We start from the raw sequence: 21,252 nt of genomic DNA on the forward strand, positions 1-21,252 counted from the left end.
GTGCTATCTCAGTAGGCCGCCCGTTCGCGGTCGAAGGGAAGAGAGCGGCAGTCAGATCGCCGTGATCGTCGTGGGGGCGCGCTCGGCCCGGCTGAAGGCCCGCAGGACGGCCATCGGCCCGTGCCGGTGGGCCGCCAGCCGGGTCAGCAGAGCCAGGACGGCGTCTGTCGCCGGCGCGGGCAGCGCCGGCGTCGGGACGTCCACGCTCACCGCCAGGTCGTCCGAGTGGACGGCGATCTCGAGAATGCGGGTGGCCAGGAAGTCGTCCAGGGTCAGCACCATCGACGCGAGGCTCACGAGCCGCTCGGCCGGCTCGGCCGCCAGCCGCCCGGGCAGGTCCCGGATGACGCTGTCGACCCGGTCGGCCAGCGCCACCGGGCCGTCGGCGGCCATGTCGTCGCCGATCTGGCGGATGATCCGGTTGAGATCGGTGTCGAGAGGGGCGCCGATCCACCCCGCCTGGGTGGTGTAGTGCTCGAACAGGGAGAAGGGTTTCCTGTCGGGTGGGCTTTCGTCGAGCAGCACCGGAACGATGGTGACCTGCCAGCCCAGATGCCCGGCCAGCCCGCTGACGCGCAAGTGCGCCAACGCGCTGTCCGCGTCCCAGGACGCGGCGACCGCCGGGTCACGCAGGAGGGCCGCAGCCGACACGGCGACGTCCAGGAAAAGCTCTCTGTACAGTGCCATGGCACCTATTGTCGTCCGTGCCTTACTCCGAGGACGGGACCCAGGGGCCGACACCGCCGATACGCTGCACCGAATAGCGAATGATGTACCCGGACGCGCGCGGTGCGGGAAACTCGGCGTCCGGGGCCACGTAGATCTTCGTCAGGCGGTTGAGCAGATCCCAGGTGTCGTCGCTGGGCTGCACGGTGGCCTGGGTGTGCAGCACCGCATACGGGGCCATGACGACCCCTGGCTGCCGCGGCGCTTCGAAGGAGAGCACGGCGCGGCGGTCCCGCTCGATGTTGCGCAGTTTCGCGTACCGCGACAGATGGCCGCTGACCAGGTCATCGCCGTCAAGACCGATCCAGATGACCGAGACCTGGGGGCTTCCGTCCGCGTTGATGGTGCTCAGGTGCGCCAACGGGCCGGATGCGACCAGGTCCTTCAGGGACTGCGGAAGACTGCCACTCATCTCATGGTCCTTTCCCTGGTTCTCGCCGTGCGACGAGGTCAAGCTTGCCCGCACCCCGCCCAGCACCGCTGGACGGGGTGCGCCTTCGCTACCTGACCGCCGACGCGGCCGGCGCCGTTACGCGGCCGTGCTCGGGAGAATGGTGAACTGGACGAGCGTGCGGCTGGGGACGAAGGTGCTGTCGCCCAGATACTCGATGAAAAGGTGCGCTGATATCGGATTCGTGCTGGAAGAGCTGGACGGCCGCTGCTGCATGGTGATCGTCGCTCGGCCGTGGGCATCGAGGGTCGCCTCGAACGAGGGCTGCGCGAAGTCCTCCGCGTTGCGAACCTTGCCGGTGGGTATGCCGCTGACTCCCGGCAGCGGCACCACCTGAACCTCGACGGTGTACGGCTGGCCGTCGACAGGCGAGCCGGGAACCGATGCGATGACCTCTGCGTTCGGGATGTCCACCGACACCGTGGCCCGGTTCGGCTGGAAGTTCGCGTCGCCGCTGTAGTCGAGGGTCAGCGGGTGGTATCCCGGCAGCAGGTCGATGTCCAGGACGCCGTGTGCATAGGGATTGCCCATGGGCTCGTCCGGCTTCGCGATCGGCACCGTGCCCAGAAGCCTGTTCCCTTCACGGACCGTCATGGTGCCCGTCGCCCACGAGAGCTGGGCTCCGGGCGGTGCGGCGGGTGCGACGCCGACCTCGAGACCGTTCAGTTGTGGCCAGCTCAGACGGTAGGGCTGCGCAGAACCGTCGGAAACGAAGCGGGAGGGCGACGTGGCCGGGTCCGGGAACCGCCCGGCCACGTTGCCCGTCCCTTGAGTGCTCGCGGGCGGGAGCAGTTACTCCGCCGCGCTCACCTGCGTCACGGAGCCGGACAGGTGGCGCCGGCCCAGCCCATGACCATGCAGTAGGTTTCGCGGCTCACCTTCCACTGGCCCTCGCTGATCACGGCCGTGCCGCCCTGCACGCCGAAGTCGGCGCCGCCCTGGTAGGCGATGTGGAACCGCAGCCAGGCGTTCCGCGGGTTGGTGAAGGTCACGTCACCCGTCGTCACCGAGGCACTGGACGTCGCCTGCGGGAAGTTCTGCTGGGCCTGCTCGAGGGTGGCGGCCAGGGCCGGTCCGTCCTGCACCGCGGCGAGGCTGTGCGCCGGATCCCCGCTGCTGGTGAACGCCTGCGCGTAGGCCTGCTCGATGGCGGTCCGCGCCGCGGCCGGGTTCTGCGGCGGGCGGCCGGCCTTCGGCGGGCAGGGAGCGCCGACCCTGCTGAGGATGCCGCAGAAGGTCTCGCGGCTCACCTTCCAGCGGCCGTCGCTGAGCACGGCGGTGCCGTCCCGCACACCGAAGTCGATGCCCTCCGGATAGGTGAGACGGAGGCGCAGCCAGGCGTTCCGCGGGTCGGTGAAGACCACGTCGCTGGTGGCCGCCGCGGACGCGGAGACGAGCTGCGGGACGTTCTGCCTGGCCAGTGCCAGGGTGCCCGCCAGCGCCGGGCCGTCCTCCACCGCGGCGAGGGCGCGGGCGGTGTTCTCACCACTGGTGAACGCCTGCGTGTAGGCCTGCCCGATGGCGGTCCGCGCCGCGGCCGGGTTCTGCGGCGAGCGGCCGGCCCTCGGCGGGCAGGTGGCGCCAGCCCATCCCAGGACCGTGCAGTAGGTCTCGCGGCTCACCTTCCAGCGGCCGTCGCTGACCACGGCCGTGCCGTCCCGCACACCGAAGTCGATGCCGCCCTGGTAGGTGACGTGGAAGTGCAGGGCCGCCCTGCGGGGGCCCTGCAGGGCGATGTCGCTGACGGCCACCTGGGCGGTGCTGGTGGCCTGCGGGAAGTTCTCCGTCGCCAGCGCGAGGGTGCCGGCCAGGGCCGCGCCGTCCTCGACGGCCGCCAGGGCGTGTGCCGGGCCCTGGCCGCCGGTGAGAGCCTGCGCGTAGGCCGCGGTGATCGCGGCCTGAGGGGTCTGCGGGGCCGCAGGGGCCTGCGGCGGCCGGGGCGGCACCGGCCGCGGCCCGGGCCCGCCGGCCATTGCCGCCTGCGCGGGGATCGTCGCCACCACGGCGGTGGCGACCAGCATCAGCCCGGCCAGGCGCCGCCCTCGGGAGCCCCGGCGGCTCCGGGTACCCGGGCCGCCGCGCGTGACGCCGGTGAAGCTGGTGGTGCGGTGATCGGCCGGATGGCTTCCCGGCCGGTCGGACATCGTCATCGTGTCCTCCTCTGCGGCCTGATTGCGGCAGAGGGTAAAGAGTCCGTCACTCCCGAAAAGGTTTACATCACGAGGACAACAGTGGGCGGAGCGACGCCGCCGGAGGACGGGATCGAGCTGCCGCGGCGGTTCAGGCGAGCGGGTTCGGACGAACGAGGTTCGGACGAGTGTCAGCGGCTGACCGGTTCGAGACTGGCGGCCAGCTGGTGGATGTCGCGACGCCCACGCCCCTGTACCCAGACCTGGGTGCCGGCCCGCTCGAAGCGCAGATGGACCTGGTCGGGGTCGCCGCTGGGAGACCACCGCCGGGCATGGGTGCCGTCCGGCAGCCGGATCGGCTCCCATTCCGCCGGATCCGCCATCCTCGTTCCCCCGGACTGCGTGAACCACCGGCGCCAGCCACCGGGTCCGCCGCCCGAAGGATGGGCGACGACGACCGACCCGCCCTCGTCGGTGTCGACGACTCCGGTGTAGTGCTCACCGCGCGGGCTCAGCACGGTGAAGTCGACCTCGTCGGCGAGCGAGGCCAGCGGTCGGGCTCGTCTGATCGGGGATCTGGCCTCGGCGGCGGTGCCGACCGTCGCCAGATCGAAGCGGGCCGGGTCGACCGGCGCGTCGAACCGCGGGCCGCCCAGCCAGCACCGCTCGATCTCCTGGTCGGCGTACCAGGTGGTCAGGTCCAGCAGTACGCCGGTGGCGCTGTCGACGACGAGATCGTAGGCGTCGCCGTCGGTGAGGCTGTGCGGGCCGGGTGTCGACCAGCACTCGTTCTCGCGCGGCTCGGCACGCAACCAGGTCGCCGGCCGCCCGTGCCAGTCCAGTGCGTCGCAGGCCTCCAGGTGCAGGCAGGACAGCAGCCACCAGGGTCGGACGAAGACGAGTTCGCGGACCCACCGGGCGGTCAGGCCGGTACCGGGATCGGTGACCTGCGAGCCCCGGACGCTCCCGGCACGGCGCTCGCGCCACTCCTCGCCCCGCACCACGGCAACAGCCGCGCCGGCCGCGCCGGCGGCGCCGTCACCCGCAGCGGCCGCCGCGCTGGCGTGCCATTCGACCCGCAGCGAGCGAGGGGTGGCGAGGAGCGAGCCGCGCTGCTCGTCCACCGCGACCGCGGCCACCGGCGCGCGCGGGAACCCTGGCGGCTGGATGTCGGCAGGAATCCCGCGCGCAGCCGCGGCCGCGGTCCGAGCCCTGGTCAGCGCGGCTCTGTCGGCCCACCAGTGGAGGTCGGCCTGCAGCGATGCCCACCGCCCGGCGCTGGTGGACATGCTCTCCAGGGCGTCACCCAACAAGCTCACGCGGTAACCGTCGCACGAACAGGCCGATGATCGTGAGACCGCCCTCGAGGCCCGGGCCCCCCGTGACGCGGCGCCCCGGCAGACGCTGCCCTGACGGCGGTGTTTCGTCAGCGGGCGTGGACTGACGCGGACACGGGCGCCGAGTCGCTGTCCCCGCGCCCGTCCGTCCCGCGCTGCCGCGGCCCGCGCGGGCCGCCGTCCGACCTGTCACCCTCGGGCCTGCCGCCCGCGGGCCTGTCGTCATCCTGCATACCGCTGGGGTCCGCGGTGGGCTCACCGGTCTCGCTGAAGGCCCGGGAACGCTCTTCGGCGTCGGCGCTGCCGGTGAACAGGCGGGCATCCGAGATCATCTCCGGCGACTCCTTCTCCAGCCGGACGCGGTCCATGGGGGCGAATCGTCCGCCGTGCCCGTTCTGGGTGCCGCGCTCGGCCGGGGAACGGTCGATCTCGATTCTGGTGCGCGGCAGCGCGAGCGCATGCCGGCGCCGCAGCCAGTCCACGAGTGCCTCCCGGACATGGCAGCGCAGATCGAACGTCGTCGGCCCGTCCTTGCCGCTGACGAGGACCCGGATCCGCACATGGTCGCTGATGGCGTCGGTGACCTGCAGGACGCTCACCCGCCCGTCCCACAGCTCGGTGTTCTCCACGATGCGGTGCATCTCGGCCCGCATGTCGTTGACGGGGACCGACCAGTCCAGGTCGAACTCCACCGCGCCGAGGACGGCCGATTCCCGGCGGGTCCAGTTCTGGAACGGGTTCGTCGTGAAATAGGTCGACGGGAGGATCATCCGGCGGTCGTCCCAGATGTGCACGACGACGTAGGTGAGGGTGATCTCCTCGATTCTTCCCCACTCGTCCTCGACCACGACGACGTCGTCCACCCGGATGGCGTCGGTGAACGCCAGCTGCAGGCCGGCGAACATGTTCGCGAGCGACGTCTGTGCCGCGAGACCGGCGATGATGCCGACCACTCCGGCGGAGGCGACGATGCTCGCCCCGGCGACGCGGACGCTGGGGATCGTCATCAGCATCGACGCGATCGCGATCAGCGAGATGACCAGGACGGTGATCCGGCGCAGCAGCATCACCTGGGTCCGGATCCGGCGGGCATGCCTGTTGTCGGCGATGTCCATCCGGTAGCGGGACAGGGCGAGGTCCTCGACGACGAAGGCGAGGACGCCCACCAGCCAGGCGATCGCCGCGATCAGGGCCAGGCCGAGCACCCGCACGGTGGGGGGCGTCCAGGACTGTTCCACTGCGGCGTTCGCGGCTGTGAGCAGCCCGAGGACGACGAAGGCGAAGCGCGTCGGCCGCCGTCCGCGGACGGCGAGGTCGCTGACGATCTGCGAATGCCGGCCGATGCGGCGCAGAATCCGGTACAGGAGCAGGGCGGCCAGATAGCCGACGATGGCAGCCCCGGCCATGATCACAAGGACGCCGGGGCTGGAGTCCGTGCCGTCGATGCCGGGGATGGGGCCGAGCGCAGAACGTTCGGTCATAGGCGAAGCTCCTCGCATTGCGGTAGCTGTCCACAGGCCAGGCCCGGTATGCCCGCATCCGCCCGGGTCATGCCCTGCTTTCGGAAAGGCGCCACGCTTCGGCGGACCGCGAGGTCAGCCGGTGGCGGAGGGGCCGCGACCGGATCCGGCGAGCTGGCGCGGGGGGATCCGGCGGGTGAACACCGTCGCGAACAGCGCGACGAGCGCGAGGACCGCCAGCGAGGCGCGCAGTGCTGTGACGCGGGCGCGGGCGTTCTCGTCGACAATCACGTCCGTGGTCTGCGCGGGCACGCCGGCGGCGGCGAGGCCGGATCGCAGATCCTGGTCCGACAGGAACGGGGCGCCCTCCGCCAGCCGCACCGTGGCCTGTGCCGCGAGGTCCGGCGGCGCCGCGGGGTTGTCCCGCACGCCAGCCAGGAACGATGTCGTCAGGCTCGCGATGAGCACCGTGCCGGCCACCGCGGTGCCGATCGAGGCGCCCAGGTTGGTCACCGTGTTCTGCACTCCGCCGACCTCGGCGCTGTCCTCGTCCGCGACGGACGAGACGGTGACGCTGCCCAGCTGGGACGCAAGCGCGCCGATGCCGAGGCCGGCCAGCAGCAGCGGCAAGGTCACGATCTCCGGGCCGGCGCCGAGATCCAGCAGCGCGATCATGATCACGATCCCCCCGAGGAGCGCGAGAAAGCCCAGGCGCACGATGCGGCGCGGGGAGGCGTGCGGGAGCAGCCTGGGGATGCCGACGGCCGCGGCCAGCAGCGTCGCGGACAGCGGAATCAGCCACACCCCGGTCTCGACCGCGGACAGTCCCAGGGACACAGAGAGGAACAGCGGCACGACGAAGAACAGCCCCGCCTGCAGGAGGTACTGGAAGAAGAAGGACGTGAGGCCGCCCCGCAGCGTCCGATTCCGCAACATCGCGGGGTCGAGCAGCGCGGGCCGTCGGCGGGCGATCCGCCTCTCCTCCCACCACAGGAAGACCCGCAGGGTGCACAGGCCAGCGAAGATCAGCCAGCAGGCCGGCGAGAGGCCCAGCCAGGCCGGTTCGCCGTCCTTGGGCCTGACAAGCCCCCAGCTCCCCGCCCGCAGGACGCCGTAGACGACCAGACACAGGCCCAGCGCGGAGAGCCCGGTTCCGGTGAGGTCGAGGCTGGCACTCCACCCCCGGGGCCTACGGGACTGCTCGCCTCCCGCCCCCTGCTGATCTCCTGCCGCTCCCTGCTGATCTCCTGTCGCTTCCTGCCGGCCCTGATGGCCCTGATGGACCGGGGTCGCCGGCACTCCGGCCGGGGACTCGGCCATCCGGCGGGTGAAGGCCAGGATGACCAGCACGACCACCACCTCACCGGCGAACACCCACCGCCAGGACAGATAGGTGGTGAACAGGCCGCCGACGAGCGGTCCGGTGGCGACCGCGATCGCTCCCGCCGAGGCGACCAGGCCATAGGCTCGCGGACGGTCGGGGGGCGCGAAGTTGGCCGCGACCAGGGCGACGATCGCCGGCATGATCAGTGCCGCGCCGATCCCCTCGAGCACCGACCAGCCCACGGTGAGCACAGCCAGATTCCCGGCGAGCGCCGTGGTCAGCGAACCGCAGCCGTAGATCACGCAGCCGACGGCGAAGACCCGCTTCCGCCCGAAGATCCGCCCGAGCCGACCCCCGGTGATCATGAATGCGGCCATGACCAGGGTGTAGAAGGTGATGGCGGTCTGGATGCCGCTGACCGTCGTTCCGACGTCCGCCGAGACGGTCGCGATCGAGACGTTCATGACCGAGCTGTCCAGGGTCATCAGGAACTGACCGGCGCACAGCGTCAGCAGGACGCCTCGCCCACCGCCAGCCGCCCTGGCCGTCCCCGTCCCGGCGCTGGCCATCTTTCCTCCCCCACGAATGCGACCGCGCCGAATGTCGATGTCCGAGGCTCCGGCCATCCGCATTGTTGACCGGGGCCGCAGCATTGTCAGCGCACGACGCCGGGGGGCCTCGACAGGATCCGACGGGATGCCGGAACCCGGCCGGCTATGTCGAACCGCACCTGGCGACATCGCGGCGCAACGGGGGCCGTGCCGGGCGTGTGCCATTTCCGAGCGGCTACAGTCGGAATGTCGCGGGCCTTTGACGGCAGCGCGCCGTGCCTGGGGGGGCGACATCTTGACCGGCAAGCATGACCTGATCGCGGCCGCGTTGCCGGGCTATGCGGTGCACGGCGAGATCGGCCATGGTGCTTTCGGTGTTGTTTTGTCGGGCCGAGACCGGCTGAACCGCGAAGTTGCGATCAAAATTGTGCCCGGCGTGGACGGCGGTAGTGACGACGCCCGGGCGGAGGCCCTCACTCTCACCAAGGTCGATCACCCCCACATCGTGCGGGTGTACGACTACGTCCAGCTGGACGACCGCGCGCTGATCGTCATGGAGCTGGTCGGCGGCGGCACACTGCGCGCGCGGGCCGCACGCGGACTGTCTCCGGCCCAGGTGTGCGCGGTGGGTCTGGCCACCGCTGCCGCGCTGGGCCACGCCCACAGCCGGGGCGTGCTGCACCGCGACGTGAAGCCGGCGAACGTGCTGTTCACGGAAGGCGGGCAGCTGAAGGTCGCCGACTTCGGGATCGCGCGGGAGTACACGGGCTCGGACCTGCGGACGGCGACGGCGGTCGGAACCCCGCGTTACATGGCGCCCGAGCAGTTCCTGGCGGGGCCGTTGGGGCCGTCCACCGACCTGTACGCGCTGGGCGTCATCCTCTACGAACTGCTGGCCGGCCGGCCGCCGTTCCGGGCGGCCCCGACGGACGCGCAGTCCTCGTTCGAAGGGCTTCGCCGCAGCCACCTCGGCGAGGCACCGCCGCCACTGCACACCGCGCCCGCACCGATCGGCGCGGTCGTCCTGCGGGCGCTGGCGAAGCGCCCCGCCGACCGGTACCAGACTGCGCGGGACTTCGCCGCCGCACTCGCCGGCGCCGCCACCGAGGCGCTGGGTCCCGACTGGCTGCGCCAGGCGGGCCTGGTGGTCAGCCTGGACGACGACATCCGCGCGCTGGCCACGAGCGACCCGGCCGCGGCGCCACTCCCCGGTGGTGGTCCACCGGCGGCGTGGGGCAGCACCGGGCTGACCGCGCTCCCACCCGGACTACTGAAGCCCGCGGTCACCCTGGTCGTGCCACCGCCTCAGCGACGGCCCGCGCCACCACCACCACCACCACCCGCTCCGCCCCGGCCCCAGCGGCCGGGGCCAGGGCCGGGGTCGCGGCCAGGGCCGGGATTGCAACCAGGGCCGGGGTCGCAGCCAGGGTTGCCGACGGGCGGCCCGGCCACGGGCGCGAGGGGCTCGGGGGTGGTCGTGGGCAGGGCCGCGCTGCAGCGGGTCGTCGGTGACGAGTCGCGGGTCGTGGTCCGTACCGGCACCGACGCCGAGTACCGCAGGCTCGGCTACCGGACGGCTGTCGCCGCCCTCGTGCTGCTCACCGCGGTGGGGCTGCTGGTCGCCACAGCCCTGCTGCTACGCGGATGACGGTGCCGCGCTGACGACGGAAGTGGCCGGCAGGACGACACGCCTGCCGGAATCGAATCGGGGGGATCATGACGGAATCACTGCTGGGCCCGGATGACACGGCCTGGTTCGCCGAACGCGGCACGGCACTCGTCCGCAACGTGGAGACGCTGATCCGGGGCAAGACCGAGATCGTGCGGCTCGTCGCCGTCTGCCTGGCGGCCGAGGGTCATGTCCTTATCGACGACGTCCCGGGCACCGGCAAGACCTCGCTCGCGAAGGCGGTGGCCAACTCGATCGCCGGCACGATGCGGCGGATCCAGTTCACCCCCGACCTGCTGCCCACCGACGTCACCGGCGTGCAGGTGTGGAACCTCGGGACGCAGGTCTTCGAGTTCCAGCCGGGGCCGGTCTTCGGCAACGTGATTCTCGCCGACGAGGTGAACCGCGCCTCGCCGAAGACCCAGTCGGCGCTGCTGGAGGTGATGGAGGAGCAGCAGGTCACGGTGGACGGGACGCCGATCGCCGTGCCACGCCCGTTCCTCGTCGTGGCCACCCAGAACCCGGTCGAGCACGGCGGGACCTACGACCTGCCCGAGGCCCAGATCGACCGGTTCATGATGCGGCTCACGATCGGCTACCCGGACCACGCCGCCGAGGTGGAGGTGCTGGCGAACCGCCGGGGCGGCCGGTCGGTGGACGCGGTCGCGCCCGTCCTGACCACCGCCGACATCGACCGGATGATCGGGATCACCCGCCGGGTCCACCTGTCCGAGGCGCTGCTGGGCTACATCGTCACCCTCGCCGCGTCGACGCGCCGCCGGCCGGAGGTCAGGCTCGGGGTGAGCACCCGGGGTGCGCTGGCGCTCGCCGCCGCCGCGCAGGCACACGCGGCGGCCGACAGCCGGACCTACGCGACACCTGACGACGTCAAGGCGCTGGCGCCGTACGTCCTCGGGCACCGGGTGCTGCTGCGCCCGGAGGCGGAGATGTCCGGCCTGCGCGCCGTGGACCTGATCGGGGAGACGGTCGCCGCGGTTCCGGTCCCGAGCCAGCGACTGGCCACCCGTTGATCACGAGGTCCGGTGCCGCGATGATCGCGGCCGCGGGGGTGCTCGTCCTCGCGGGGGTGCTGCTCGACTACCCCGAGCTGATCGTTCTCGGCCTCGGCGCGGCCGTCGTGGTCACGGTGGCCGCCGGCTGGATGCTCGCCCGGCCGGACGTCACGATCGAGCGTGAGATCCGCCCGGACCGGGTCGCCGAGGGTGATCCGGCGCTCGCCGTCCTGATGGTGACCAACACCGCGCGGCGCCGGTCGCCGCCGATCGTCGCCGGCGAGTCGGTCGGCGGCCACCAGGTCGGGATAGCGCTGGCGAGCCTGCCCCCGGGCGGCAGCCAGGAGGCCCGGTACGAGCTGCCGACCACCCGCCGCGGTGTTTTCGAGGTGGGTCCGCTGACCGTCGGTCACGCCGATCCGCTGCGGCTGATGCACGTCCGGCGCGGGTTCCCGTCCCGTTCGGTGCTGCGGGTGCACCCGCGGCTGCTGCCGGTCGCGCCGCTGCCGACCGGGGGCTCACCGGATGTGGACGGGCCGGCATCCGCCTCCGCCGCACCCGGCGGCGTGGCCTTCCACGGCCTGCGCGAGTACGTGCGGGGCGACGACCTGCGGCTCGTCCACTGGCGGTCCACCGCGCGCACGAACACCCTCATGGTGCGCCACAACGTGGTCCCGCGGGAGCCGCGGATGCTGGTCATGCTCGACACCAGCGCGGATCCATACCAGGCGGACCAGTTCGAGGACGCGGTGCGCATCGCCGCGTCGCTGGCCGCCGCCGCCGTGACGCACGGGTTCGGCGTCGAGGTGCGCACCACCGGTGGACGTCACGCCGTGGCGGAACGCGGCGCGGCCCCGTCGACGGCACTGCTCGATCTGCTCGCCGACGTCGGGGCGGCCCCCGACGACCCCGGGCTGGGGGCGCTGGCCACGCTCGTCCCGCGGGAGGGCGGGGTGGCCCTCGGTGTCGTGACCGGCCAGGCGCCGGCCGCGGGTACCGCCACCGTGTCGAAGGTCCGCGCGCGGTTCGCGATGGTCAGCGTCATCCAGGTCGGCGCGCGGCCGGGGCAGCCCGGTCCGGTGGTGCGCGGTGCGCTGGTCCTGAACGTGCGCGACAGCGACGACTTCGTCACCGCGTGGAACACCCGGGTGATCCGGTGACCGGCCCGGCGCCCGGCCTGGGGACGGGCGCCGGCGCGGGACGCCCTCGTCCGCTGCCGCCCAGGTTGCACAAGCTCGGGCCCGCGGACACGGAGCTGGCGGACATCTCCGACGTCGACACGCTGCGCGTGCCCCCGGCAGCGGCCCGGTCCGGCCCGGGCTCGCACCCGGCACAGCGGCGGGCGCGGGAACCGGGGCAGGGGCTGGCGTCGGCCGGGCTGGCGTCAGCCGGTCAGGCCGCGGGGCCGGGCTCGGCGCTCCGGCCGCCGGCCGCAGTACCGGTGTCCCCCGGGACGCCGGCCGTGACCGGGCGGGCTCGTCGCCGGCGCCTGGCGCAGGTCACGCTGGCGATCGCACTGATGGTGCAGGTCGCGGCGGCCTTCAGCGGCTTCTTCGCGGGCGCGGGGTTTCTGCTGTCGCTCGGCGGGTCAGTGCTGCTCGCCGGCGGGCTGGCCGCGGTGCTGGCCGTCCGGCTTCGCCCGGCCGACATGGTGGTGCTGGGCGCGGTGGTCGGCTGGACACCCTGCGCGCTGATCGCCCTCGTCGTCGTCCGGGGCGCCGCCGGCCCGTCCGCGTTCGGCGCCGCGCTGCGGGACGGCTGGGCGGATCTGCTCACCGTCGCCCTGCCCGCGGACCCGACCGTCGAGCTGCTCGTCGTCCCGAGCCTGGTGCTGTGGGTGGTGACGGTCGCGGTCGTCCTGCTCGTTCTGCGGACCGACGCCGTGCTCCTCCCACTCCTGCCGGTGGTGCTCGCCGACGTCCTCGCCCTGGTCGTGACATCGCCCGGTGGGCGGTCACAGCTGCCGCTGACCGGCTGTCTCACCTTCACCGCCCTCGTTCTGGTGCTGGTCAGGACGTCCCAGGCGGCTGGTTCGGCTGGTTCGGCGGAGTCCGCCGGGTGGCTGACGCTCGGCCTGCCACTCGTCGCCGGCGCCGCCGCGGCCGCCACCCTGGGCGCGAGCATCCTGCCGCTGGCGGACGGTGCCGAGCGGTTCGACCCGCGGGACCACCGCGAGCCACCGGTCGCGACCGCACCGCTGCTCGACCCGTTGGCCCAGGTGCAGGTCGAGCAGCGGGCGAACCCACCGCGCTCGCTGTTCACCGCCCGGCTCTCGTCCACCACCGGCCAGTTGCCCGTCGACCGGCTGCGCATCGCCGCGCTCGGCGACTTCGACGGCGCCGACTGGCGCGACGAGGGGCTGTTCGTCCGCGCCGGCGGCACCCTGCCGACAGCCGGCCCGGAGGTCACCGTCGCAACCACGCAGGTGGGCATGGACGTCACGCTCGACGGCTGGGGCGGGACGCTGCTTCCGTCGATCGGCGTGCCGGTCGGGCTGCGTGGCCGGGCGGTGTCCGTGCAGCCCGGCTCGGGCTCGCTCGCGGCCGTCGCCGCCCCGCGGACCGGCGACGGCTACCGGCTCCGCGCCGAGGTCGCGACGCCCGACGGCGAGGCGCTGCGCCTGGCCCGGCCGGCGTCCGGGCCGGCGACGGACCGCTATGCCGCGCTGCCACCCGGCCTCGCTCCGGAACTGGCCCAGCTCGCCGACGAGGTGACGGCCAGCGCGTCGACGCCGTACGACCGGCTCGTCGCCCTGGCGGACTACCTGCGCGACCCGGACCGCTTTCCCTACGATGGCGGCGCCCCTCCGGGCCATTCCTACGGTGCCGTCGCCCGCCTGCTGGGCGTCACCGCCGCCACCACAGCCACCGCGCCGGGCCCGGTGATCGGTACAGGCGCGGCGGGCGCCGGCTCCGGGCCGGCGGCGGACCGGCGCGGCTACGCCGAGCAGCACGCGGCGGCGTTCGCCGTCCTCGCCCGGGCCCAGGGCTTCCCGACCAGGATCGCGGTCGGGTATCTGCTCGACCGGACGTCCACCGACGGCCCTGGTGGCTTCGTGGTGACGACCCGGCAGGCCCACGCCTGGCCGGAGGTCGCCCTGGACGGGATCGGCTGGGTCGGGTTCGAACCGACCGACATCAGCAAGCTCGGGCTCACCCTGGCGCCGGCGGACCGCCCCGCCACCGGCGGTGCGGGCCAGCAGGACCTGAACGTGAACGTCGTCGCGCCGGTCGTCGTCCCCCAGCTCGACCCGGCCGGGGCAGCCGCCGGCGGCGGCGAGCGGGCCGGGCGGACCTGGCCCGGCTACGCGGCGGCCCTGCTCGCCGCGCCACTGCTCGGCCTGGCGCTGGTCCCGCTGGAGAAGCGGCGCCGTCGATGGCGGCGGCGCCGCGCCGGACCGCCGTCGACGCGGATTGCCGCGGCCTGGCGCGAGGTCTGCGACCGGCTGACCGAGCACGGCCTGCCCGGGTCTCCCGCGCTCACACCGCGGGAGGTCGCCGGACGGGCCCGCGAACTACCCGCCTGTACCGCGGCGGCGCACCACCTCGGGTCGTTGGCACCGCTGGTCACGATGGCGCTGTTCGGGGCGGCCGAGCCGGGCGAGGACGACGCCCGCCGAGCCTGGGATCTCACCCGGCTGTCCAGCCGTGCCCTCGGGAGCCGCTTCGGGCGGATCCGTGCGTCGATCGACCCGCGTCCGCTGCTGCCGCGCACCCGACAGGCCACCCGATGACCCGGCAGGAGAAGGGCATCCGCGACATGCGCCATCCGAACAGAGGACCACTGCGCGCAGGGCTACTCCCCAGAGGACGACTGCTGCTTCTGCTGCGGCTCACTGTCGCGCTGGGACTGGTCGCCTGCGGGTTCGCCGTCGTCAGCCGGGGCGACGGCGTGTCCGCCCGGCAGCTGTCCGCCGAGGACGGCGCCGCGTGGCTGGTGTCGTCCGCGACCGGGCAGGCCGCACTGGTGGACGGCGCGTCGTCCCAGGTGGTGGCCCGGGTCGCCGTCGGGACGGGTGAGCTGTCGTCCGCGCAGGCCGGGCCGAACGCCTACGTCGTCAACAGCACGGCGGGCAGCGTGCTGCGGGTGGACGGCGCGACCTTCGCACCGACCGACCCGGTGCGCTTCGGGACGTCCACCGCCGCGCGGCAGCTGCAGGTCTTCCCCACGAAGCAGGCCGCCTTCGTCGTCGACGGGCAGTCGGGGCTCGTCACGACCGCCGACCCGGACACGTTGCAGGCCAGGGGCCTGCAGTCGATCGCGGCACGCACCGGGGCCGGCGGGGTGGTCGCCGACGACGCCGGGCGGCTGTGGCTGATCGACCGCGCCGGCGGCGGCATCGTCCGCCTCGACGAACGGGGCCGCAAGGTGCGCGCGGCCGCCACCGCGTCGGACGGCGGCCGGCTGGTCCTGGTGGCCGGCCGGCCCACGGTGGTCGACGCGGCGGCACGCACCGTGCTGCCGCTCGACGACGACGGCACCCCCGGCACACGCACCTGTCTGGACACCCTGCCGGCCGACGACTCCGTGGCCGTCCTCGGTGACCAGTCCCGGCCGCGGGTCTACGCGGTCAGCGGCCAGCGCGGAACCCTCGTGATCACCGACCTGGCCACGGGCAGCTGCGACACCGTCCTCGACCTCGCCGCCGCCGGCCACGCCCTCGGCCAGCCGCGGCAGGCCGCCGGCCGGGTCTTCATCCCCGACTTCACCGACGGGCGGGTGATCGTCCTGGACGCCGCCGACCGCCGGATCGTCGCGCGTCCCGAGGTGCTGCCCGCCGGCACCCGCTTCGAGCTGGTCGCGCAGGGCCCGTACATGTTCTTCAACGACCCGGGCAGCTTCCGGGCCGGCGCCATCCGGCTGGACGGCAGCGTGCGGGTCATCGAGAAGTACAACCCGGACCGGCCCGGCGCGGGCCTGACCGGCGGCGCCGGGAACGGCGAGACCGACCAGCCCCGGAACGACAACGGGATGCAGAACGTGGCGGCCCCGCTGCCACCGACCGCCCCCGCCCCGCGGGTCACCCGACCGAAGACCGTGCCGCCCGCCGCGCCGGTGGGGAACACCGGCGTCGCCATCCAGGTGTCGGCGGCACGCGCGGGCGTGGGCCGGCCGGTGACGCTGCGCCTGGTGGCCCGGGACGGCACCCGGATCGCCGGGGCGACCTGGGCGTTCGGGGATGGGACGACCGGCGGCGGCGCCCAGGCGAGCCACGCCTGGTCCCAGCCCGGTGCCTACCTCGTCATCGCGCACGCGACCCTCGCCGACGGCCGGCACGCCGCGCCCGCCGTGCGCATCACCGTCGACCAGACCGCCCCGCCGCCGGTCCCGGGAACGGGCGTCGACGTCCAGCCGGGTGGGCCGGACAGCGGCAGCACCGGCGCGCTCGTCGCGCGCCTGACCGTCACCCCGGCCAGCGGCGCGGCCCCGCTGCAGGTCACCGCGGACGCCACCGGATCCACTGCCGGCACGGCGCCGATCACCGGGTACGCGTTCGACTTCGGTGACGGCACGACGACCGGTGGGCCGGGCGCGGCGTCGTCCGCGACGCACACCTACGAGGCGGGCGCCGCCGGCACCACGTTCACCGTGTCCGCCACCGTGACCGACGAGGCCGGGAACATCAGCCGCGCCAGCCAGCCGGTCACGATCACCGACACCGGGGGGCCCGCTGTCCCGACGATGACGGTGGCCGCGGGCGGGGACCGGTGGCGGGTCACCGCACAGGCCGGGACGGGCGGCGCCCCGACCACCCGCTTCGCCCTGACCGCCGACCTGCCGGACGTCACCGTCACACCCGTGTCGGACACCGCGTTCGACGTCATCCCGGCCAGCTGCGCCGCGTTCACCGTGACCCTCACCGCCTACGCCGACGACGGCTCCTCGACCCCGTCGGCACCACGGCCGCTCGACCCACAGGCAGACGGGCTGTCGTGCCCCTTCCCCCCTCCGGAGCCGGTCGTGAAACCGGCCGAGGGGTTCGGCTTCACCGTCGCCGTCACCAACCCGGCGCCGGCCGGTTCGGTCAGCTACGAGTGGTCCTACACCGCCGAGGGCGGGGACGGTGGCGGCCTCGGCGTCGAAACCGCGGGCGACCAGATCCACTTCCGCACCCCGGACTGCCGCCTGATCACGGTCACCGTCACGGCGACCGGGCCGAGTGGCTCGGCGACCTCCGAGCCGGTCACCGGGATGGGCTGCACCGTCCCGGAGCCGATCGTCCTCACCCGCACGGTGGTCGGCACCCGCATCACCTGGACGTGGACCCTGCCGTCCAACACCCACGTCGAGACCTACTTCGTCTCCCACTCGTATCCGGGGGCCGGGGGCGAGGACGGGGATGGCGGCGCCACCTCCGACCCCGGGACGTCCTACACCGTCGACGGCGTCCCCGGCGGCACCTACGGTTTCGGCATCATCGCGGAGAACGCGGCCGGCCGCTCCTCGGCCCACGACGAGGTCACACTGCCCGGCGAGGGAACGAGCCCCCTCCCGAACCCGACAGATCCGCCGGACCTGCCGCAGAACCCGCAGAACCCGGACGGTAACGGTGACCCGCCCCCGGGCCCCGGGCCGACCACGTCCTCGTCTTCGCCCCCACCGAGTAGCGACCCTCCCCCTCCGCCTCCGGAACCGGAGCCGGAGCTGTCCACGCCCGTCCAGGACCCACCACCGGCTGAGGACCCACCACAGCCTCCGCCGGAGTCAGTGCCGGAACAGCAGCCGCCGTCACCGGAGCCGGAGCAGCCGCCGGCCGCGACATCCGGCTGATGCGTCGAGACGACCAGCGCCGGCCCCGGCGCAGCACCCGCCGGGGCCGATGTGAACGCGCACGTGTCGCCGGAGGCGTCGGAGGCGTCGGGTTGGCTGGTCACGGTCTGGTCTCCCATGGTTCGCATCCGGTGATCTGATCCGGTGATCTGACACCGTGTCTGGTTTCTCGCCGCGAGGCCGAGTGCTGCGTTCGCGTGCCTAAAGGGCCACGCGTGTCCGTCCTCGTCAGAGCCTTGACGGATCGAGGGGACGAGCGTTCCGCAACCCCTCGCCGGCAGTGGCCCCGGAGAGACACCACCTGCCCCGGCCTCGGGGTGGGCACGTCTCCGCGCCCAGCGGAGACACCGAAAGGCCTGGTCAACTACCCGACGGGCCCGCAGCCGTCGGCGATGGGCGGCGTGAGCGGGCCACCCGCGCCGCCCATCGCCGCTCCCGCCACACCATCGACGTCCACCCGTCTGGCTGCCGCGCCTTGGTGCCACCCCGGACCGGTCGCCCCGACGTCCACCCGACCATTCGACCCCGAGTGGCCCTCTTCAGACAGCACCGTCACCTTGACCGCGGACGGCGGCAGGTCAGCCACGAACCACGCCGCGGAGCGTCCGCGGTCCCTTCGGGGATTGGTGGGGCGGGAGCATCCGATGGCTTCATGGCTTCATGGCTTCATGGCGTCAAGGTGGTTCGAGGTGCAGTGGGCTGGTCGGGTCTCAGCCCAGGCGGGCGGCGAGAAAGAGGAACGCGGGTGTGGTGAGCAGCTTCCATCTCCGAGGGTCTCGGTCGCCGACCTCGGGGAGGAGCTGCGGTTCGCTCCACTGCTCGTGCGCGAAGTAGTTCTCGCTGCCGGACAGGGTGTAGTCCATGAACGGGTCAGGTGTAGGTGCGTGTTCGACCCGAGCCGGCGGCAGACGATCTTCAGGAGAGCGGCGCTGTTGTCGAGCCCGACGACGCTGGCACCGCGATTCAGCAGGCCGAGCAGGTCCCCGAGGCGGATCTGACCTCCGGACGGTCCCTGTTCGCACCCATGAGGATCCGATGGTGGTGCAAGTGAGGTGACGGTGCTGTCTGAAGAGGGCCACTCGGGGTCGAATGGTCGGGTGGACGTCGGGGCGACCGGTCCGGGGTGGCACCAAGGCGCGGCAGCCAGACGGGTGGACGTCGATGGTGTGGCGGGAGCGGCGATGGGCGGCGCGGGTGGCCCGCTCACGCCGCCCATCGCCGACGGCTGCGGGCCGTCGGGTAGTTGACCAGGCCTTTCGGTGTCTCCGCTGGGCGCGGAGACGTGCCCACCCCGAGGCCGGGGCAGGTGGTGTCTCTCCGGGGCCACTGCCGGCGAGGGGTTGCGGAACGCTCGTCCCCTCGATCCGTCAAGGCTCTGACGAGGACGGACACGCGTGGCCCTTTAGGCACGCGAACGCAGCACTCGGCCTCGCGGCGAGAAACCAGACACGGTGTCAGATCACCGGATCAGATCACCGGATGCGAACCACGGGAGACCAGACCGTGACCAGCCAACCCGACGAGATCATCCAGTCGCTGACCTCACCGAGGAGGATCCACACCCATCCGAGCGGACAACCCGATTCTTGATCATTAGGTAGCGTCGGATGCGCGCGCAGGCAGATGATCGTTGTCGCTGGCATGAAGGGCAGGTCGGGTGACACAACCGGGGATTTTCGGGCTGGGTGCTCCGGAGCACTGCTACCTGGAGTTCTCACTCCAGGACGGGGCCTCCCCCACCGACCTGGTCAAGGCGGTCGCCGGTCTGACCGGCCCGCTGTCGACCGGCGGCGGGGTGAACCTCGTCGTCGGCTTCCAGCCGGAGCTGTGGGCGCAGGTCGCACCGGACCACGCCCCGTCCGGCATCCGTGGCTTCGCCGAGCCGATCGTCGGCGCCGACGGGTTCCAGATGCCGGCGACCCAGCGTGACGCCTGGGCGTGGGTCGCGGGCAGCGACCGCACCGCGGTCTTCAACAACAGCCGTAACGTCATCGCGGCGCTCGCCGGTATCGCCACGGTGGCCAGCGAGGTCACCGGCTGGGTGTACGAGCACGATCGTGACCTGACCGGCTTCATCGACGGGACGGAGAACCCGTCCCTGCTGGTCGCGCCCGGTGTCGCCGTGGTCGCGGACGGGCCGGGGGCGGGCAGCAGCGTGCTGCTGTTCCAGCGGTGGCGGCACGACTCCGACACCTTCCAGACCCTGCCGGTCGAGGAGCAGGAGCGGGTGATCGGGCGGACCAAGGCCGACAGCGTCGAGCTCGACGAGGCCGTGATGCCGCCAACCTCGCACGTCTCGCGCACGGTCGTCGAGGAGGACGGCGAGGAGCTGAAGATCTTCCGCCGGAACACCGCCTACGGCACCGTCACCGAGCACGGCACCATGTTCGTCGGTTTCAGTCACGAACAGCGGACGCTGGACCTCATGCTCCGCCGGATGGCCGGCGCCACCGAGGACGGCCTGCGCGACGAGCTGACCCGGTACACGACGCCGGTCAGCGGTGCCTACTACGTGATCCCGTCGGTGACAGCGCTGGCCCGTTTCGCCCCGGAGGACGACGACTGATCGACGGGTCCCGCGGGCACGGCCGCCACGGCCTGCACGGAGCTCAGGCGCCGAACCGCTCGCGCTCTCGCTCGGTGTCGGGGTCGGGAGCGGGGTCGGCGGGCCGGTGCTGGCCCACCGGGGTGGAAGCGAGCGTGGCATCGCGGCGTGACCGGCGGCCACGAGCGATCTCGGTCGCCAGTGCGTCGAGCGGCTGGGCGAACGCGCCCAGCGGGTCGACGAGCCCGGCCAGCCACCCCTGGGCGGCACGCAGGCCGGACTCGTCCAGCGCGTAGTACCGGCGGGCGCCTTCGGCCCGCACGGTCACCAGCCCCGCCGTGCGCAGTACCCGCAGGTGCTGCGAGACGGCGGGCTGGGAGATCGGCCCGCGGGTGCGCAGCGCCTCGACGAGAGCTCCCGCCGGCTGCTCGCCGCCGGCCAGCAGCTCGAGGATCTGCCGGCGGGTCGGCTCACCGAGGGCCTCGAAGAGGCCGTTCATTCAGCTCCCGGCGTCCTCGGGGGTGGTCGTGTAGAAGGCTATCGTGCGCGCTGCGGCCTCCTGCGCCGACTCTGGATCATCGCCGCTGCCCACCGCGGCGTCTGCCCAGCCTGCCGCCGACCGCTGGATGTACGCGGCGCCGTCGGGTGAGGTGTGGAACGACGCCATGATCTCCGGGTCGACCGGCTTGCCGCTGTCGAGGTACAGGCCGAGCCCCAGCAGGCCGAGATCCCAGCCGACACCGACGGCGCCGGGGCCAAACTCCCCCCACATACCGGGGTCGAAGGGCGCCTCGTGGACGAGCTCGAGGGTGGTGGCGCCGCCGGTGGCCGCCGGCGCCAGCGAGATCCGCAGCCAGGAGACCATCTCCCCGAACTCCCAGGTCACCGCGAACGAGTGCGGCGGCTCGCAGCGCTCGACCACCCCGCCCGCGTTGCCCTCGAGCTGGTACCGGCCGCCGACCTCGAGGTCGCCGCTGACCGGCAGGAACCAGCGAGGGATGCGGTCGGGGCTGGTCAGCGCGTCCCAGAGATCGGACTGACTGGTCGGATAGCTGCGGTGTGCGACGACGGTCCTGGTCGGCGCCCCGTCGCGGGTGCCCCGGCGGACCTCACGGGTCACCAGGCCGGCTGTGATCACGGGATCCATGCTCATAGCGGGCAGGATATAAGCACACACCTATATTGCAAGGACCGGGCCCGGATGAGGCGCGCGCCGCCTGCACTCCGGGGCTGGATCCGCGACAAACCTCCACCGTCCGGCGGCGACCGGGCATCG

16 protein-coding genes are annotated in these 21,252 nt (G+C 73.1%); 6 read left to right on the forward strand and 10 right to left on the reverse strand.

The features are described from left to right. Positions 1-51 precede the first annotated feature (51 nt). The 7 genes from AB1460_RS12110 to AB1460_RS12140 form a co-directional block, all read right to left on the reverse strand. A complete protein-coding gene (locus AB1460_RS12110; RefSeq protein WP_368961146.1) occupies positions 52-687 on the reverse strand; it encodes a maleylpyruvate isomerase N-terminal domain-containing protein in 636 nt (211 codons plus the stop codon). 22 nt (positions 688-709) lie between these two features. Then, entirely contained in the window at positions 710-1,138 is a 429-nt protein-coding gene (locus AB1460_RS12115; RefSeq protein ID WP_368961147.1) for a PPOX class F420-dependent oxidoreductase, read from the reverse strand. A gap of 117 nt (positions 1,139-1,255) precedes the next feature. Continuing rightward, positions 1,256-1,771, reverse strand: coding sequence for a hypothetical protein (locus AB1460_RS12120; protein WP_368961148.1), 516 nt, complete (start codon positions 1,769-1,771; stop codon positions 1,256-1,258). A 221-nt stretch (positions 1,772-1,992) separates the two neighbouring features. Continuing rightward, positions 1,993-3,327 (reverse strand): hypothetical protein, encoded by a 1,335-nt coding sequence (locus tag AB1460_RS12125; protein ID WP_368961149.1) that lies wholly within the window; start codon positions 3,325-3,327, stop codon positions 1,993-1,995. A 170-nt stretch (positions 3,328-3,497) separates the two neighbouring features. Further along, entirely contained in the window at positions 3,498-4,625 is a 1,128-nt protein-coding gene (locus AB1460_RS12130; RefSeq protein WP_368961150.1) for a hypothetical protein, read from the reverse strand. A gap of 107 nt (positions 4,626-4,732) precedes the next feature. Beyond that, a complete protein-coding gene (locus AB1460_RS12135) occupies positions 4,733-6,124 on the reverse strand; it encodes a mechanosensitive ion channel family protein (RefSeq protein WP_368961151.1) in 1,392 nt (463 codons plus the stop codon). 114 nt (positions 6,125-6,238) lie between these two features. Continuing rightward, on the reverse strand, positions 6,239-7,996 hold the full coding sequence (locus AB1460_RS12140) for an MFS transporter (protein WP_368961152.1): 1,758 nt from the start codon (positions 7,994-7,996) through the stop codon (positions 6,239-6,241). 277 nt (positions 7,997-8,273) lie between these two features. On the opposite strand from AB1460_RS12140, the gene AB1460_RS12145 reads away from it, so the two are divergent. The 5 genes from AB1460_RS12145 (at position 8,274) to AB1460_RS12165 (ending at position 17,431) form a co-directional block, all read left to right on the forward strand. Further along, complete coding sequence (locus tag AB1460_RS12145) at positions 8,274-9,626, forward strand: serine/threonine-protein kinase (RefSeq protein WP_368961154.1); 1,353 nt, start codon at positions 8,274-8,276, stop codon at positions 9,624-9,626. A 68-nt stretch (positions 9,627-9,694) separates the two neighbouring features. Beyond that, on the forward strand, positions 9,695-10,678 hold the full coding sequence (locus AB1460_RS12150; RefSeq protein ID WP_368961156.1) for an AAA family ATPase: 984 nt from the start codon (positions 9,695-9,697) through the stop codon (positions 10,676-10,678). Positions 10,679-10,698: 20 nt separating this feature from the next. Continuing rightward, positions 10,699-11,820: a DUF58 domain-containing protein gene (locus AB1460_RS12155; protein WP_368961157.1), complete on the forward strand. Its 1,122-nt coding sequence runs from the start codon at positions 10,699-10,701 to the stop codon at positions 11,818-11,820. Beyond that, positions 11,817-14,393 (forward strand): DUF4129 domain-containing transglutaminase family protein, encoded by a 2,577-nt coding sequence (locus AB1460_RS12160; protein WP_368961159.1) that lies wholly within the window; start codon positions 11,817-11,819, stop codon positions 14,391-14,393. The genes AB1460_RS12155 and AB1460_RS12160 overlap by 4 nt, the downstream gene beginning before the upstream one ends. After that, positions 14,390-17,431: a PKD domain-containing protein gene (locus AB1460_RS12165; RefSeq protein ID WP_368961160.1), complete on the forward strand. Its 3,042-nt coding sequence runs from the start codon at positions 14,390-14,392 to the stop codon at positions 17,429-17,431. The genes AB1460_RS12160 and AB1460_RS12165 overlap by 4 nt, the downstream gene beginning before the upstream one ends. Before the next feature lie 710 nt (positions 17,432-18,141). On the opposite strand, the gene AB1460_RS12170 is transcribed toward AB1460_RS12165, so the two are convergent. Then, positions 18,142-18,294: a hypothetical protein gene (locus AB1460_RS12170; protein WP_368961161.1), complete on the reverse strand. Its 153-nt coding sequence runs from the start codon at positions 18,292-18,294 to the stop codon at positions 18,142-18,144. A gap of 794 nt (positions 18,295-19,088) precedes the next feature. Here AB1460_RS12170 and AB1460_RS12175 point away from each other — a divergent pair. After that, positions 19,089-19,997, forward strand: a complete 909-nt coding sequence (locus AB1460_RS12175) for a Dyp-type peroxidase (RefSeq protein WP_368961162.1) — start codon at positions 19,089-19,091, stop codon at positions 19,995-19,997. Positions 19,998-20,040: 43 nt separating this feature from the next. On the opposite strand, the gene AB1460_RS12180 is transcribed toward AB1460_RS12175, so the two are convergent. Both AB1460_RS12180 and AB1460_RS12185 read right to left on the reverse strand, forming a co-directional pair. Continuing rightward, positions 20,041-20,475 carry an ArsR/SmtB family transcription factor gene (locus AB1460_RS12180; RefSeq protein WP_368961163.1) on the reverse strand — a complete coding sequence of 145 codons (435 nt, stop codon included), beginning with the start codon at positions 20,473-20,475 and terminating at the stop codon, positions 20,041-20,043. Continuing rightward, the gene (locus AB1460_RS12185; protein WP_368961177.1) at positions 20,476-21,123 is read right to left on the reverse strand and encodes an SRPBCC family protein; all 648 of its coding nucleotides are present in this window, start codon (positions 21,121-21,123) and stop codon (positions 20,476-20,478) included. Positions 21,124-21,252 lie beyond the last annotated feature (129 nt).

It is taken from the genome of Parafrankia sp. FMc2 (assembly GCF_041008525.1).
In the GTDB taxonomy this organism is placed as follows: Bacteria; Actinomycetota; Actinomycetes; order Frankiales; family Frankiaceae; genus Parafrankia.